The organism is Anaerovibrio sp., assembly GCF_045637405.1.
In the GTDB taxonomy this organism is placed as follows: domain Bacteria; phylum Bacillota; class Negativicutes; order Selenomonadales; family Selenomonadaceae; genus Anaerovibrio.
The window spans coordinates 16,632-31,943 of sequence record NZ_JAZTZI010000153.1 but is presented as its reverse complement, the minus strand read 5'-3'; the positions used below and the strand labels follow the sequence as shown (position 1 = coordinate 31,943).

13 protein-coding genes are annotated in these 15,312 nt (G+C 47.1%); 12 read left to right on the top strand and 1 reads right to left on the bottom strand.

Annotation, left to right across the window (positions count from 1 at the left end):
* Window positions 1-224: 224 nt before the first annotated feature.
* Window positions 225-566, bottom strand: a complete 342-nt coding sequence (locus ACKI5G_RS10470; protein WP_276838979.1) for a cupin domain-containing protein — start codon at window positions 564-566, stop codon at window positions 225-227.
* Between the two features lie 436 nt (window positions 567-1,002).
* Between ACKI5G_RS10470 and ACKI5G_RS10465 the strand changes: the two genes are divergently transcribed.
* The 12 genes from ACKI5G_RS10465 (at window position 1,003) to hemL (ending at window position 14,915) form a co-directional block, all read left to right on the top strand.
* Complete coding sequence (locus ACKI5G_RS10465; RefSeq protein ID WP_407400156.1) at window positions 1,003-1,761, top strand: YdcF family protein; 759 nt, start codon at window positions 1,003-1,005, stop codon at window positions 1,759-1,761.
* A gap of 25 nt (window positions 1,762-1,786) precedes the next feature.
* A complete protein-coding gene (locus ACKI5G_RS10460) occupies window positions 1,787-3,157 on the top strand; it encodes an MATE family efflux transporter (RefSeq protein ID WP_407400154.1) in 1,371 nt (456 codons plus the stop codon).
* Between the two features lie 63 nt (window positions 3,158-3,220).
* On the top strand, window positions 3,221-4,669 hold the full coding sequence (locus ACKI5G_RS10455) for a glucose-6-phosphate isomerase (RefSeq protein WP_407400152.1): 1,449 nt from the start codon (window positions 3,221-3,223) through the stop codon (window positions 4,667-4,669).
* Between the two features lie 122 nt (window positions 4,670-4,791).
* On the top strand, window positions 4,792-5,412 hold the full coding sequence (locus tag ACKI5G_RS10450) for a hypothetical protein (protein ID WP_407400150.1): 621 nt from the start codon (window positions 4,792-4,794) through the stop codon (window positions 5,410-5,412).
* Window positions 5,397-6,674, top strand: a complete 1,278-nt coding sequence (locus tag ACKI5G_RS10445) for a type II secretion system protein GspD (protein WP_407400148.1) — start codon at window positions 5,397-5,399, stop codon at window positions 6,672-6,674. Before ACKI5G_RS10450 ends, ACKI5G_RS10445 begins: the two co-directional genes overlap by 16 nt.
* Before the next feature lie 140 nt (window positions 6,675-6,814).
* Window positions 6,815-7,486, top strand: a complete 672-nt coding sequence (locus ACKI5G_RS10440) for a response regulator transcription factor (protein ID WP_027396814.1) — start codon at window positions 6,815-6,817, stop codon at window positions 7,484-7,486.
* Between the two features lie 113 nt (window positions 7,487-7,599).
* Entirely contained in the window at window positions 7,600-8,247 is a 648-nt protein-coding gene (locus tag ACKI5G_RS10435; RefSeq protein WP_407400146.1) for a bifunctional precorrin-2 dehydrogenase/sirohydrochlorin ferrochelatase, read from the top strand.
* Window positions 8,222-9,502: a glutamyl-tRNA reductase gene (hemA, locus tag ACKI5G_RS10430; protein ID WP_407400144.1), complete on the top strand. Its 1,281-nt coding sequence runs from the start codon at window positions 8,222-8,224 to the stop codon at window positions 9,500-9,502. The genes ACKI5G_RS10435 and hemA overlap by 26 nt, the downstream gene beginning before the upstream one ends.
* Complete coding sequence (hemC, locus tag ACKI5G_RS10425; RefSeq protein ID WP_407400142.1) at window positions 9,495-10,436, top strand: hydroxymethylbilane synthase; 942 nt, start codon at window positions 9,495-9,497, stop codon at window positions 10,434-10,436. The genes hemA and hemC overlap by 8 nt, the downstream gene beginning before the upstream one ends.
* A gap of 428 nt (window positions 10,437-10,864) precedes the next feature.
* The gene (cobA, locus tag ACKI5G_RS10420; RefSeq protein WP_407400140.1) at window positions 10,865-12,382 is read left to right on the top strand and encodes a uroporphyrinogen-III C-methyltransferase; all 1,518 of its coding nucleotides are present in this window, start codon (window positions 10,865-10,867) and stop codon (window positions 12,380-12,382) included.
* Complete coding sequence (gene hemB, locus ACKI5G_RS10415) at window positions 12,382-13,359, top strand: porphobilinogen synthase (protein WP_407400138.1); 978 nt, start codon at window positions 12,382-12,384, stop codon at window positions 13,357-13,359. Before cobA ends, hemB begins: the two co-directional genes overlap by 1 nt.
* Before the next feature lie 236 nt (window positions 13,360-13,595).
* Window positions 13,596-14,915, top strand: a complete 1,320-nt coding sequence (gene hemL, locus ACKI5G_RS10410; RefSeq protein ID WP_407400136.1) for a glutamate-1-semialdehyde 2,1-aminomutase — start codon at window positions 13,596-13,598, stop codon at window positions 14,913-14,915.
* Window positions 14,916-15,312 lie beyond the last annotated feature (397 nt).

Genomic DNA, 15,312 nt, shown 5'->3' with positions numbered 1-15,312 from the left:
TAAGAAACTAATTTTTACATTCCTGCATTAGTGATAAAAATTATTTGTTTGAGCGACGCGAGTTATAATTTTTATTGCTATTACAATAGTTGTAAAAAATAGTTTTAGAGTCCTGTTCTTGCGACAGACAACTGTTATCTGCCCGTTGCTATTACGCAAATAGAGAAGCCCGTTCTGCGGTGTGCAGAGCGGGCTTTGAGTTTTAATATGAATTTGGCAATGGATTACAGGGTCTTGGAAATCAGAGCCATAAATACCAGATCGCCGGAGGAGGCATTCTCGATGCCGTGGCCTTCTCCATCAGGGCAGTAAGTGGTGGTGCCTACACCGATGGTCATTTCCTTGCCATTGTCGTTGTAGAGAGCCTCACCCTGAAGAATGTGGTAGGTTTCAGCGTTGCCATGATGCTCATGGAAACCGATGGAGCATCCAGGTGGAATGGTAACCTTGGCAAACATGTCGTTGCCACCAAGCTCCTTTTCTCCCAGGAGCTTTTCAATGGTGATGGTACCCTTGCCGCCTGCCTTGTTCTCGGCCTTCACAATGTTGCTTGTTAATGTCTGCATAGTTCTTTCTCTCCTTTATTACACAATATGATAACCATATTATCTCACTTATGGTATATTATAACGTAGTTGTTCAAATTTTTCCTCTATTTAGGGGAAAAATATTCTTTATTGACGTTTCGTCGAGGTATAGGTTTTTCTCGACATAACGTAGTTGTTCAAATTTTTCCTATAAAAAAGGGAAAAAATTATAGGCAAGGGACTGTTGAGTTTCACGCCGTCCCAGCACTAAAACTTTTTCTTGCTCTTATATAGTGGCAAAAATCATAACTCGCTTCGCCCTAAAGGACCAGCTTCGCGTCGCTCAAACAGATGATTTTTCCCACTATAATCAAGGTATAGCAATAAAAAGTTTCTTAACGTACTGGGACTCAATGTTCAACTCAGCAGCCCCCTGCCCATAAAATTATTCTTAAAGTTTATACCGGAGCACATTATGATTTATATATTAAAATTTGGTGCCAGCCTTTTGATGCCACCGGGAATTTTTATTTTAATATTCCTGGTCATGGGAATATGGCTTTGGCGGAAAAATGAGAAAAGGGCTGCTTCCATAGTCGGGGCGGTAACGATAGTATTTTATTTGCTGTCCACCTTCTGGGTTTCAGGACTGCTTATTGGTTCTTTGGAAAATAAGTATGTCATGCCGGACAGACTTGATGGTGATTGTATCGTTATGCTTGGGGGCGGGGCCCTGTCCGGTACCCCCGCATTAGATGGTGAAGGCTCTCTTTCAGGGGCGGCGGCTAGTCGTATGGCCTTGGTGGCCCAGCTGTATAAAAAGACTGGACTTCCCGTTATTGTCAGCGGTGGCCAGGTTTATGACGACAGCGGCAACGAGGCTCATATTGCCAGTAGGGAGCTGATGCTTCTGGGGGTGCCGGAGGATAAAATCTTCATTGAGGATAAGAGTCTTAATACACGGCAAAACGCCCTGTACACCTGTGAAATTATTGGAAACCATGGCTGGAACAGGCCAATTTTGGTAACCTCTGCCTTTCACATGGACCGATCTGTGCTGAATTTTGAAAAAGAAGGAGTGGAGGTCATTCCTGCACCGGCGGATTTCCGTACAAATCGGCCCCAGAGCTTTAATATGAATAAGCTCCGTCCCAATGCAGATGCTTTGGGCGACAGCGTGATTTATATGCAGGAAAAGCTCAGAAGTATGGTGACTCAGTATCTGGGTTATTGATAATCATAGAAAGTAAGGTCTTATAATGACAAAAAAATTAACCGAAGGTAGTCCTGCGAAGTTAATATTGTTTTTTACTTTGCCCTTAATTGGCGGAAATATTTTCCAGCAATTATACAGCTTTGTTGATACCCTGATAGTGGGGCGTTTTTTGGGGGTTGAAGCCCTGGCCGCAGTCGGTTGTACCGGCTGTATCATGTTCCTTACTGTTGGATTTATAATAGGCCTGTCATCAGGACTTTCCATATTTACTGGTCAGCGCTTTGGAGCCAAGGATTATGAGGGAGTTCATCACAGTGCTGCCGCCTGTCTGGTGCTGGGCTTGGTGGTTGGCGTTATTCTGGCAGTAATCGGCTATGTCTTTTCCCGGGATGCGTTGGTATTTATGGATACGCCACCGGAAATACTGGAGGGGGCGGTGGATTTTATTACCATTGTCTGTGCCGGTATTCCAATTACAGTGGTTTTCATGCTGGAGGCAAATCTCATAAGAGCACTGGGAGACAGTCGTGCACCAACCTACATTTTAGCTACAGCCCTTATTATTAATATTATTGTGGAGCCGTTGTTTCTTCTTGTCTTTGAATGGGGTATACCAGGAGCTGCTTACGGCATATTGGTGTCTCAGTTTATTGGTGGCGTAATTGTGGTTACCTATATTTGGAAAAAGGTTCCTCATTTGATAATTCGCCGTCGGGACTGGCAGTATCTTAATTGGAGCTTTATGAAGAAGCATCTGGTCATTGCCCTGCCGATGGCCTTTCAGACTTCTATTATTGCCGTGGGAACCATCATTGTGCAGATGGCCCTGAATCGCCTGGGGCCTGTGGCAGTGGCAGCTTTTGCGGCAGCCCAGAAGGTTGAGATGATTGCCCTGATGCCAATGATGTCCTTTGGTATTGCCATGGCGGCATATACGGCGCAGAACTATGGCGCAGGAAAATTTGCCCGCATAAAAAAGGGGGTTAATCAGTGCATTCTCATGTCCGGAGCCTTCAGTATCCTGGTGGGAGTGTTCATTGTTATCTTTGGACCAAACTTCATGGAGCTATTTGTGGGGGCCGGGGAGATTGAGGTAATTGAGCTGGGGCAGGTATATCTGGTAACCACTTCTGTTTGTTATATTGTGTTGGCACTGCTGTTTATTTACCGTAATACCCTGCAGGGACTGGGACAGAGCTTTGTACCAACCTTTGCGGGAATTATGGAGCTGGTGATGAGGGCCATTGTTGGTCTGTGTTTCGTGGATACATTGGGCTTCTGGGGTGCCACTATTGCCAGCCCGGCCGCCTGGTTTGGCTCCTGTATACCGTTGGCTTTTGCCTACTATTACACCCTTCGCCGAATGAAGAAAAATATTCGAAAACTAAAAAGGGAACAAATAATTTCAAAATAAACAAGGACTTTTGAACTGAATAGAGAAATAAGTAAGGTGAAAGACTTATAGGGGGGATTTTCTATGGAATTAAAATTAAAATCCGGTTTTACCTTTGATTACGGCAATCTTGTGGGCGATGGCAAGGTTACCAAGGAAGATGTTAAGGAACTGGCCGGAAAGATTGATGAAGCCAACAAGGCCATTAAGGTAATGCGTGAAGAGGGCATAATCCGTGGGCATCTGTCCAAGGATGGCACTCCGGAGAAGGTTTATTTCTCCCAGCTGCCTTATGTGGAGGAGGGGCATCTCAATTCTCCTGCATCCATCAAGCACCTTAAGGAGCTGACTGATTCCGTAAAGAATCGCGTGGATGCTGTGGTATCCTTGGGTATTGGCGGGTCCTATCTCGGGGACAAGGTTATTTTTGATGTTCAGTGCGGTGAATTTTGGAATTCCATGACCACTGAGGAACGTGGTGGCATGCCAAAGATTTACTTCAGCGGGAACAATATTGATCCGCGTCGCACCGGGGATTTAATCAAGGAGCTGGAGCGTTCAGCCCGTATTGCCAAGTCCCATCTGAAGCGCAAGCTGGTGGTGGATTTAATGGTTATTTCCAAATCCGGTGGCACTTTGGACACCATGTCCAATTTCATGGTTATCTATGAGGAGCTGAAGAAGAATCCTGATATCGAGGTGGAGGTAATTGCGGTTACCGATCCTAACGAGGAAAAGCCTACTATCCTGAAAAAGCTGGCCATGGACAACAACTGGCCACAGTACAGTGTTCCAGACGGTGTAGGTGGGCGCTTCTCTATTTTTTGTGATGTGGGCCTTGTGCTGGCAGCTGTGTGCGGCTTTGATATTGAGGCTTTCCTCAATGGTGCCAAGGATATGGATATTGCCTGCCAGAACGAAGACGTATGGCAGAATCCGGCTCTCCTTAATGCAGTGCTGAAATATATCGCTTCCGAGAAATATGGCCGTGATATGGAGGTTATGATGCCGTATGGTGATTATCTGAAATCTGTTTCCGAATGGTACATTCAGCTGTTGGCTGAATCCCTTGGTAAGCAGGTGGACAGAAACGGCAAGGACGTGTACTATGGCCGTACTCCTATTGTGGCTGTGGGTACTACTGATATGCATGCTCAGACCCAGCAGCATCAGGAAGGCAAGCTGAACAAGGTGGTTCAGTTTATCAGAGTAGAAAATTGGGATACGGATTTTGTGATTCCAAATTCCTTCCCTGAGGTGAAGAAGCTGGCAGATATTTCCGGGGTAAAGATGAGTCAGGCCTTGGAGGTGGCCCGTCAGTCCAATGCGGACGCCTTGGCTTCCAATAACCGCTTCAATGCGCTGTTCTCACTGCCGAAGCTGGATGCCTATCATTTAGGTGAGCTCCTTTATATGTTGGCTCTGACCATTGCTTATGAGGGTGAGTTGGCAGATGTGGATGCCTTTAACCAGCCTGGTGTTGAGGCTTACAAGCGCATTATGGGACCAAGTCTGCAGGCACTGAAAAAGTAACCTTGCTGGACGTGGCAATAACTAAAATTTAATATTTCAGTATTATATGGCAGAAATTCGCAAGCGTGTATCCTTTTGCATGGTTTTTCTGTCAGCATAATATGTCGAAAAGGAGAGGCAACATGCAGGGAATGATTCAATCCCTTGCTGAAAAGGCTGGCCGGCATTTATTGCAGTTAATGACATTGCTGAAGGAAAATATGCTGGCGCGGGTGGCTGTATTTGCAACCATCTGCGCCCTTATTTTTCTGGCATTTACGGTAATTGATGGCCTGGGAGATTCCTCTCAGGCCATTACTGCTTTTTCAGAGGGGACTTTAAGCGGGGAAAAGGAGTCTGCCAAAGGTGGCTTTAAGGAAATAAAGGGGATGAAGGAGGTTCAGGAGTTTAAAGGTCTATATAATCCCTTTGAGGAAGATCAGGTGAAGCATGGGAGAAGAGATAAATTTAAGAAAGGTGATATAACGAAAACTGGCACAAGATATTCCAGAGGGGAAAATCCTTCCAAGGAAAGTACGAAGGATACCCAAGCTGCCAAGGATAAAAAAGCCACCAAGGGGACAGCTCCCAGGATAAAGGGTATTGTGGAGGGAAGCAGTGGTCCGGCTGTGTTGCTGGAATATGGTGGAAGTCAATATATGCTGTACGCGGGAGATGTGGTGGATAATATATTCGTGGAGGCAGTGGGAGAGAACAGTGTTAAGGTCAATGTACAGGGGAGAATAATGTGGGTAGAAAGATAATAATTATGGGGCTGGTTATGGCCTTGATGAACGTAATTTGGAGCATTGATGCCAAGTGTGAAGCCTTGTCCATGCGGGTGGCTGATGGTAGCGCGGCAGAGCTTATCCGCTTTGCGGCCCGGGAGGGGAATATTAATGTGATTATAGACAGCGGGGCGGACAGCCATGTCAGCGTAAATTTTCAGGATATCTCTCCACGGGAGGCCATTGACAAAATAGTGCTGGCCAGCGGTTTGAGCATCAGTGAAAAGGAAGGCACTTTAATAATCGGCAGGGGAAAAAATATTGTGTCCCAGCTGGGGCAGGTTCATGTGATACCGGTTGCCTATGGGGATTTGGAGGAGCTTAAAAGGGAAGCGGAGCTGTATTTTCAAAACAAAAATATAACGGAACCGAAAAGGACTGCTAAAAATAAGGATACCAAGTCCGGGAAAACCGCGGGATCTACCATCAGCAATGATGACGTGAATAAGGAAGCAGGGAAAAATAATCAACGGGTAAATGTCGCTGGAAATAGTAACAGCAATGGCAGCAACGCCAGCAATATCGGTAAAAATCCCCGGGTGGAGGTGGACATTAACACCCGATCTCTGCTGGTGTATGGTACTACGGAGGAAGCCAGAGAAATATATCAGCTTTTGAAGAAGGTGGATATTCCAGCACCTCAGGTGGCTTTGGAAGCCAAGGTGGTGGCTATGAAGCGGGAGGATCTGGAGAAGCTGGGGGTGACCTGGGAGTGGACTAAAATTCCCCATGATTTTACCTATGATGCTACCTTGGATTTACTGATTTCCAAGGGCAAGGCCAAGGTGCTGTCAAGACCAAATATCGTCACCATGCAGGGGCGGGAGGCGATTATTAATATCGGCGGGGAGGTTCCCGTTCCCGAGGTTTCCATAACCAATACCACCACCACTACCTCCATAAAATACAGGCCGGCGGGGATTCTTTTACAATGTCGTCCCTTTGTGAACGAGGAGGGCTATATTGACTCCCAACTGAATATTGAGGTCAGTGCCCCCAGCTATGTAAAGGAAATGAATGCCTACAGCTTTCAAAAGCGCTCAGCCCAGACCAGGGTGAGGCTCAAGGACGGGGAAACTCTGGTTATTGGCGGCCTCATCAGCAGAGAAGAGGTAAAGCAGCTTCAAAAGATTCCGTTTTTGGGAGATATCCCCGTTTTGGGGAACTTTTTCAAGGCAACCTCATCCAAAGTGACGGAGGAGGAGCTCACCATTTTCATAAAGGCTACGATTTTGTGAGGCCACTAGAACAAAGGTCTTATGCAAAAAGATAGTAAAAAAAGGCTATATGAAAAACCTTCAACAGGTAATTCAAATATGATATAATGTTGAAGTGATGAGTGGCTACACTGTTGTAGTGAATGAAGTGAGGAATTACGATGGCGATACGAGTGTTAATTGCTGATGATCATGCTCTTTTGAGACAGGGTCTAAAAAGAGTATTAAATTTTGAAGATGATATTGAGGTTGTGGGAGAGACAGAGGATGGCCAGGAGACTTTGGCTAGGACTTTGGTGTTACAGCCAGATATTTTGTTGCTTGACCTTAATATGCCTGGACTGAATGGCTTGGATGTAGCCAGCCAGCTTCAAGCAGCCAAGTGTAATACTAAAATTATTGCCCTGACAATTCATGATAATGACAATTATGTATTGGAAATGCTGAAGAATGGTGCTTCTGGTTATCTCCTGAAGGATGTGGAGCCGGATATGCTCATTAAGGCCATTCACATCGTCTATGAGGGTGGCGCCTACATTTATCCGGAGCTGGAGGAGCGAATTTTCGGCAGCCTTTGCGTGGAGGATGATATTAACGAAAAGGCCAAGGAGCTGTGGCGCACCGGTCGCGGTGAACGCCTTACAGCCAGAGAACTGGATGTTCTTTCCTGCATTGCCAAGGGCTTCAGCAATCAGGATATTGCCCAGGCCCTGTTTGTCAGTGAGAAGACAGTTAAGAATCACCTTACCAACATTTTCCGCAAGCTGAATGTTAATGATCGTACTCAGGCCCTTATTTATGTTTTGAAGCATAATATCATGAAACTCGACTAAGTCAACCTATGAGCCATGGCACCGCCTGCTGTGGCTCTTTTAATTTGCCTGTAAGTGGTGTATAATTATAAAGATGAATATGGTTCATTTAATTTCTTTTTGAAGAGGATAAAATGTATCCAATCAATTTGAAGCTTGATAACAGAAAATGTGCCGTGGTGGGCGGCGGTAAGGTGGCCTGCAGAAAGATTGGCAGGCTGTTGGAAAATAACGCCCGGATAACGGTTATATCCCCTGAGGCGGACAGTGAAATTCAAGGCTGGGCCCGGGAGAATAAAATTACATGGAAACAGGAGACTTACAGTAAGGATTTGCTGGAAGGTTTTTTTTGTGTCTTCTGTGCCACGGATAACGGCCATGTGAACCGTCAGGCGGCAATGGATGCCAAGGCCATGGGAATTTTGGTGAATGTGGCCAGTGCGCCGGAGCTTTGCGATTTTACGGTACCCGGTGTGGTAAATCAAGGACGGCTTCAATTTACTGTGTCCAGTGAGGGGGCCAGTCCTGCCTATACCCGTTTGCTCAGACAGGATCTGGAAAAGCGGTATCATCATGGCTTTGGGGAAATGGCGGATTTTATTGAGAGTATCCGTCAGGAGCTTATCCACGAAAAAAAAGAGGAAAAAGCTGCTACCGCCAGTCAACGGCAGAAAATATGGCGTCAGGTGCTGACACCGGAAATAATAGAATTAATTTACAATCAGGATTTGGATAGGGCAAAAGATGAAATCAGGAATGCAATTAATCGCGCTGGGTCTTAACCACAGAACAGCTCCCGTAGAAGTGCGGGAAAAATTCAGCCTGTCCCCGGATATTATCCGGGAGGGGCTAAAAAAACTATATAAATATGAGCATCTCCACGAGGCCGTGGTCCTTTCCACCTGCAATCGCAGTGAGATATATGCAGTGGTGAGCCGGGGATGCAGCAATGCCTTGGCCAGCTTTTGGGGAGATTTAAACAAAACGGAATGCTCCCAGGAGTTCTTCCAGCAATATACCTATAAATACGAGGATGAGGATTGCATAGAGCATTTGCTGCGGGTTACCGCCAGCCTTGATTCCCTGGTAATCGGTGAGGGACAGATTCTCAGCCAGGTGAAGCATGCTTATGCTATTGCCCAGACTGCAGGGGCCACTGGTACTATTTTGAATCTTATGTTCAACAGGGCCATTTCTGCCGGTAAAAGAGTGCGTACGGAAACCAAAATCGCCTTTAATGCGGTATCTGTCAGCTACGCAGCGGTGGAGCTGGCCAAGGGCACCTTTGGAGATTTTTCCAATAGTAGTGTCCTGCTCTTTGGTGCGGGAAAAATGGCGGAACTTACTGCTACCCATCTGATGAGCCACGGTCTGAAGAACCTTTATGTGGCCAATCGTCATATTGAAAGGGCAGAGCAGCTGGCCAACAAGTACGGCGGTAAGGCTGTGGACCTAAATGATGTATTTCAGCTGCTGGACAAGGTGGATATTATCATCACCTCCACCGGTGCTCCTCATTACGTTATTTACAAGCGGGAAATGATCCATGTGATGGCAGCCCGCCAAGGGAAGCCACTGATGCTTATAGATATTGCTGTACCGAGGGATGTGGAACCGGATGTAGGCTGTCTTGCCGGGGTGAAGCTCTATAACATTGATGATTTGGAGGCCGTGGTAGACGACAATATCCACGAGCGTCAGCGTGAGGCCGTCAGGGCCCAGCGTATAATTCAGGAAGAGGTGGACGCTCTTTTGGAGCGGTTTAACTACCTTTCCATGCAGCCTGTTATGGCTCAGCTCACGGACAAGGCTGAATTCATTCGGGAGCGGGAATTGAAGAGAGCCATGCGGAAGCTGCCGGATCTTACAGAGGAAGAATACAAGGTCGTTGATAAAATGACCCATATGATAGTGCGTAAGATGCTTCGGGATCCTATGCGCATGGTTAATAATACAGCGGGCACCTCGCGGGAAAGAGTGCTGAAATTTGCCATCCGCAAGCTGTTTAAGCTGCAGGAGGAATCCATAGATGAGTGACAACAAAAAAGAAAAAATTGTAATTGGTACCCGCAGTAGTCAGTTGGCCCTGTGGCAGGCGGATTACATTGCAGACAGACTGAGAAAGCAGTATCCGGGCCTTGTGGTGGAAAGGGTACTTATGACCACCAAGGGGGATAAAATCCTTGATGCCCCGTTGGCGAAAATCGGTGGCAAAGGACTTTTTACCAAAGAACTGGAAACGGCCATGCTTAATGGTGATATTGATATAGCAGTACACAGCCTGAAGGATATGCCAGTGGAGGTGCCTGAGGGACTGAAAATAACTGCAGTTACCCAGCGTGAGGACCCGGGAGATGTACTGGTAAGTCCTAAATATAAGCTGTTCAGCGAGTTGCCTAAGGGGGCCAAAATCGGTACCTCCAGCCTCAGAAGAAAGGCCCAGCTCCTAAGTGCAAGGCCGGACCTTACCATTTGTGATTTACGGGGAAATGTAAATACCCGTCTGAAAAAGCTGGAGGAGGAAAACTTCGATGGTATAATCCTGGCTGCGGCTGGCTTGAAGCGTCTGGGCTTTGGCAACCGAATTACAGATGTGCTGGACAAGAAGGTTTGTCTCCCGGCAGTGGGCCAGGGGGCTTTGGCTGTGGAGTCAAGAGCTGATGACAAAGAAGTCAATGAACTGGTGGCCTTCCTTAACGATGATGACACACTGACTTGCACCAAGGCCGAGCGTTCCTTCTTAAACCGTGTTCAGGGTGGCTGTCAGGTCCCTGTGGGCGTATACGGCACCATGAATGATGGCGTCCTCAATGTGGAGGGGGTTATAGCCTCTCTTGACGGCAGCAAGGTCTACAGAGACCACATCATGGGCCAGCCAGCTGATGCAGAAGCTATAGGCCAGCAGCTGGCAGACCGCCTTCTGGAAGCCGGCGGACGAACAGTTCTTGCAGAGTTAGGTATAGAACTGTAATAAAGATAAAAGAAGCGGTGAAACTTTTTCGGCTTCATCCCTCCGTCCAAATCATCATGTAATGAGTGTTTAGTCGTCTTCGAAGGCGACATAGTCGCACATACATCTTGCCGTTCAAAGATATAGTGCCCATGATGAGCCTCCGGCAGGTGGACTCCGTTCTTGCAGGCGAAAAAATTCCCCCGCTTTTCATATTAATAGTGTAGTTTATGAGTTGTGATTTGGGCAATTGCTTGAAGCCTTGGGCGATGAGCGTTAAGAAACTATTTTTTGCATACTTACACAGCGAGAAAACATCCATTGTTTGAGCGAAGCGAGTTTGGATTTTTCTTGCTGACTAATTGAAAGCAAAACAATAGTTTTAGCTCTGAGTCCCTTGCTGAAAGCAATGCCCATATCAGAATATAGTATGACATAAGGAGAACAATATGGCAGGAAAAGTATTTCTCGTAGGCGCCGGTCCCGGAGACTATCGCCTCTTAACCATAAAGGCAGTGGATTGCCTTAAAATAGCCGATACCGTTGTATATGACCGCCTGGCAGACCCACGAATCCTTCAGTATGCCCCAAAGGATGCAGAATACATCTATGTGGGCAAGGCCTCCAGCCAGCACACCATGACCCAGGACAAAATATGTCAGCTTCTGGTGGATTTGGCCAAGGAGGGCAAAACCGTAGTACGCCTTAAGGGCGGCGACCCATTTGTATTTGGCCGTGGTGGTGAAGAAGCCCTGCTTCTGAGGGAAAACAATCTGCCATTTGAAGTGGTACCGGGGGTTACTTCCGCCATTTCAGTACCAGCCTATGCGGGCATTCCTGTAACCCACCGTGGCGTAGCAGCATCCTTTTCAGTAATCACCGGCCACGAGGACCCTACCAAGGAAACCTCTGACATTAACTGGCCACAGCTGGCCAAGGCCACTGACACTCTCGTATTCCTCATGGGTGTGGCCAACCTGCCTAAGATTACTTCAAAGCTCATTGAAAACGGCAGACCAGCATCTACACCTATTGCTATTATCCGTTGGGGTACCAAGCTGAAGCAGCAGGTATGGACCAGCACCCTGGATGATGCGGCGGACATGGCCAAGCGGGAGGCCATTAAGCCACCATGTATTTTCCTTGTGGGTGATGTGGTAAATCTGCGGAAGGATTTGGCATGGTTTGATAATGTGGCCATGAAGCCACTTTTTGGAAAGAAAATTCTGGTGACCCGTTCCAGGGCCCAGGCTTCCAAGCTCACCTTCCAGCTGGAGGAGCTGGGGGCAGAGTGCATGGAGGCACCTGCTATTTCCATTAAGGCCCCATCAGATGATTATCAGGCTTTAGACAAGGCTATTGAGAGCCTTGATAAATATAACTGGCTTATCTTCACCTCTGCAAACGGGGTGGATCATTTTTGGCAGCGTCTTCATAAGGCTGGCAAGGATGCCAGAGCAATGGCCAGTGTCAAGCTCTGCGCTATTGGTTCTGCCACAGCAGATGCATTGAAGTGCCATGGCCTTGTGGCTGATGTAATTCCAGACCGCTATCAGGCAGAGGGGATTATTGATGCTCTGAAGGGTGAGATTAAGGCGGGGACCAAGGTGCTTATACCTAGAGCAGCGGAGGCAAGGGAAATCCTTCCCGATACCCTTAGAAAAGCCGAGGCAGAGGTGGATGTGGTTCCAGCCTATGAAACAATTATGGGAGATGGAGATGCTGAGGAAATCAAGAAGGAATTGGCAGCAGGCAACATTGATGCCGTAACCTTTACCAGCTCTTCCACTGTAACCAACTTCCTCAAGCTACTTGAGGGAGATACAGCTCTCCTTAACAAGGTTAAGCTGGGAGCCATCGGTCCAATTACCGCCGAAACCATGAAGAAAAATGGCCTTAATGTAAGTGTGGAGGCCAAGGAATATACCATTGACGGCCTTGTGGAGGCCCTGAAGGAGGCATTTTGATGATTGAGCAGAAGCTGCGCCCTCGTCGTATGCGCATCAGTGAAAATGTTCGTGCCATGGTCAGGGAGACCAATCTCTCTGCCAAGGATTTTGTTTATCCGATGTTTGTTATTCCGGGTGAAAACAAAAAGGAAGAAATTTCCAGTATGCCGGGCTGTTACCGGTATTCTGTGGATTTAGCTGTGAAGCTGGCCAAGGAGATTTATGAGCTGGGTATCCCTTCCGTGGAGGTATTTGGCCTTCCGGAATATAAGGACGAAATTGGCTCCAGCGCCTGGGATATGAATTCCCCGGTTCAGCGGGCTATTAAGGCAATAAAGGAAGCTGTGCCAGAGCTGGTAATTATCGGTGATGTTTGCCTTTGCCAGTACACCAGCCATGGCCATTGTGGTCAGCTTTGCGGTCATTATGTGGATAATGATGCTACATTGAAGCTGCTGCAGAAGGTAGCTGTAAGCCAGGCCCAGGCCGGCGCAGATATTATCGCTCCATCAGATATGATGGACGGTCGCGTGGCAGCCATTCGTGAAGCACTGGATGAAAATGGCTTCATTAACGTATCTATCATGTCCTATGCGGTAAAATACGCTTCCGGCTATTATGGCCCATTCCGTGATGCGGCAGATTCAGCACCACAGTTTGGTGACCGCCGTGCCTATCAGATGGACCCTGCCAACAGCCGTGAGGCCATGAAGGAAGTGGAGCTGGATCTGGCTGAGGGTGCTGATATTATTATGGTGAAGCCTGCTCTTGCCTATATGGATATTATTTCCAAGGTTCGTGACCGCATTAATTTACCAGTGGCCTGCTACAATGTCAGTGGTGAATATGCCATGGTAAAAGCAGCTGCTGCCAATGGCTGGATTGACGAAAAACGCATTGTGCTGGAAACCCTTACCAGCATGAAACGGGCCGGTGCCGATATTATTATTACCTATCATGCAATTGATGCCGCTAAGTGGCTTATGGAAAGGTAAAACATGAGACAAGTAAGGGTGATGATGTGTTGAACAATTAGTCACGGTACGTTAAGAAACTTTTTAGTGCTATACCTTGATTATAGTGGGAAAAATCATTATGTTTGAGCGGAGCGAGTTATGATTTTTGCCGCTATATAAGAGCAATCAAAAGTTTTAGTGCCGGGACGTCGTGAAACGCAGCATTATCCTTACTGTACTGAAAGCAATTATATTTAACAGGAAAGGATTATAATATGCTTAATTTAGAGAAATCTGCCGCTGCTTTTGAGGAGGCCAAGACCTTAATGCCCGGCGGTGTAAACAGCCCTGTGCGCTCCTACAGAAATGTGGATTGCAATCCTCCCTTTATCGAGAGAGCTGAGGGTTCACATATTTACGATATTGACGGCAATGAATATATAGATTATGTGGGCTCCTGGGGCCCAATGGTGGTGGGTCATGCTCATCCACAGGTGGTAAAGGCCTTGCAGGAGGCGGCTACCCGTGGCACCAGCTATGGAGCTCCTACCCTTATTGAAAGCGAGCTGGCCAAGCTGGTAATGGAGGTATATCCTTCCATTGAGGTTATTCGCATGGTTAACTCCGGTACTGAGGCCACCATGAGTGCCTTGCGTCTGGCCCGTGGCTTCACTGGTCGCAACAAGATTTTGAAATTTATCGGCTGCTATCACGGCCATAGTGACAGCCTTTTGGTGAAGGCCGGTTCTGGTCTGGCTACCTTTGGCGTACCAGATAGCCCTGGTGTTACTCCGGGTACTGCCAATGATACCATTACCATTCCATACAACGACTTTGAGGCCTTTACTGAGGTTATGGAAAAGAGCGGCAGTGAGATTGCAGCAGTTATCGTAGAGCCGGTGGCTGGTAATATGGGCTTGGTACTGCCAAAGCCAGGATATCTTGATCTTCTGAGAAAGCTCACCAAGGAAACCGGTTCATTGCTGATTTTCGATGAGGTAATGTGTGGTTTCAGAGCATCCCTGGGCGGCGCCCAGAAGGCCTATGCCGTTAAGCCTGATTTGACCTGTTTGGGTAAGATTATCGGCGGTGGTCTGCCGGTAGCTGCCTACGGCGGTCGCCGTGATATTATGAATCACATAGCTCCGGCTGGTCCTGTATATCAGGCGGGAACCCTTTCCGGGAATCCATTGGCCATGACAGCTGGCTTGGAAACACTGAAGATCATCACTGAGGAACCGGAGCCGGGAGAACCGGACTACAGCCGTGTTCTCACTATCATGACCAAGAAGCTGGTGCTGGGAATTGCCAAGAAGGCAAAGGAAGCCGGCGTAACCCTTCAGGTTCAGCAGGCGGGCTCCATGTTTGGCTTCTTCTTCAATGACAAGGAAGTAGTGGACTATGAGACCTCAGCTGCTTCAAATCAGGAGGCCTTCAAGGTTTGGTTCAAGGCCATGCTGGAGCAGGGCATTTATCTGGCCCCATCCCAGTTTGAAACCCTGTTCATGTCCGGTGCCCACACTGATGAAGACATAGATAAAACCATCGAAGCTGCTGGAGTAGCCCTTAAAAAGGTTGCAGAGTTCTTAAAATAATTATTTCAATAGGGGCATTGCTTTCAGCAAGGGACTCAGGACTAAATCTGTTGTTTTGCTTTTAATTAGTCAGCAAGAAAAATCCAAACTCGCTGCGCTCAAACAGTGGATGTTTTCTCGCTGTGTAAGAATGCAAAAAATAGCTTCTTAACGTCCATCGCCCAACGCTTCAAGCAATTGCCCCTATAGAAAAGCTCTAATCCAATTTTATTCATTTTTTAATCAGATTTAAATAGTAAGATTGTATAAGAAAGGCAGGGTGATTTTGTGTTGAACATTTAGTACCGGTACGTTAAGAAACTTTTTATTGCTATTCCTTGATTATAGTGGTAAAAATCATTTGTTTGAGCGATGCGAAGCTAGTCCTGTAAGGGCGAAGCGAGTTATGATTTTTGCC

What these genes read in the sequence shown, in the direction of transcription:
- ACKI5G_RS10470 (WP_276838979.1), bottom strand. Translation starts at nt 566, where the DNA reads ATGCAGACATTAACAAGCAACATTGTGAAGGCCGAGAACAAGGCAGGC.
- ACKI5G_RS10465 (WP_407400156.1), top strand. Translation starts at nt 1,003, where the DNA reads ATGATTTATATATTAAAATTTGGTGCCAGCCTTTTGATGCCACCGGGA.
- ACKI5G_RS10460 (WP_407400154.1), top strand. Translation starts at nt 1,787, where the DNA reads ATGACAAAAAAATTAACCGAAGGTAGTCCTGCGAAGTTAATATTGTTT.
- ACKI5G_RS10455 (WP_407400152.1), top strand. Translation starts at nt 3,221, where the DNA reads ATGGAATTAAAATTAAAATCCGGTTTTACCTTTGATTACGGCAATCTT.
- ACKI5G_RS10450 (WP_407400150.1), top strand. Translation starts at nt 4,792, where the DNA reads ATGCAGGGAATGATTCAATCCCTTGCTGAAAAGGCTGGCCGGCATTTA.
- ACKI5G_RS10440 (WP_027396814.1), top strand. Translation starts at nt 6,815, where the DNA reads ATGGCGATACGAGTGTTAATTGCTGATGATCATGCTCTTTTGAGACAG.
- ACKI5G_RS10435 (WP_407400146.1), top strand. Translation starts at nt 7,600, where the DNA reads ATGTATCCAATCAATTTGAAGCTTGATAACAGAAAATGTGCCGTGGTG.
- hemA (WP_407400144.1), top strand. Translation starts at nt 8,222, where the DNA reads ATGCAATTAATCGCGCTGGGTCTTAACCACAGAACAGCTCCCGTAGAA.
- hemC (WP_407400142.1), top strand. Translation starts at nt 9,495, where the DNA reads ATGAGTGACAACAAAAAAGAAAAAATTGTAATTGGTACCCGCAGTAGT.
- cobA (WP_407400140.1), top strand. Translation starts at nt 10,865, where the DNA reads ATGGCAGGAAAAGTATTTCTCGTAGGCGCCGGTCCCGGAGACTATCGC.
- hemB (WP_407400138.1), top strand. Translation starts at nt 12,382, where the DNA reads ATGATTGAGCAGAAGCTGCGCCCTCGTCGTATGCGCATCAGTGAAAAT.
- hemL (WP_407400136.1), top strand. Translation starts at nt 13,596, where the DNA reads ATGCTTAATTTAGAGAAATCTGCCGCTGCTTTTGAGGAGGCCAAGACC.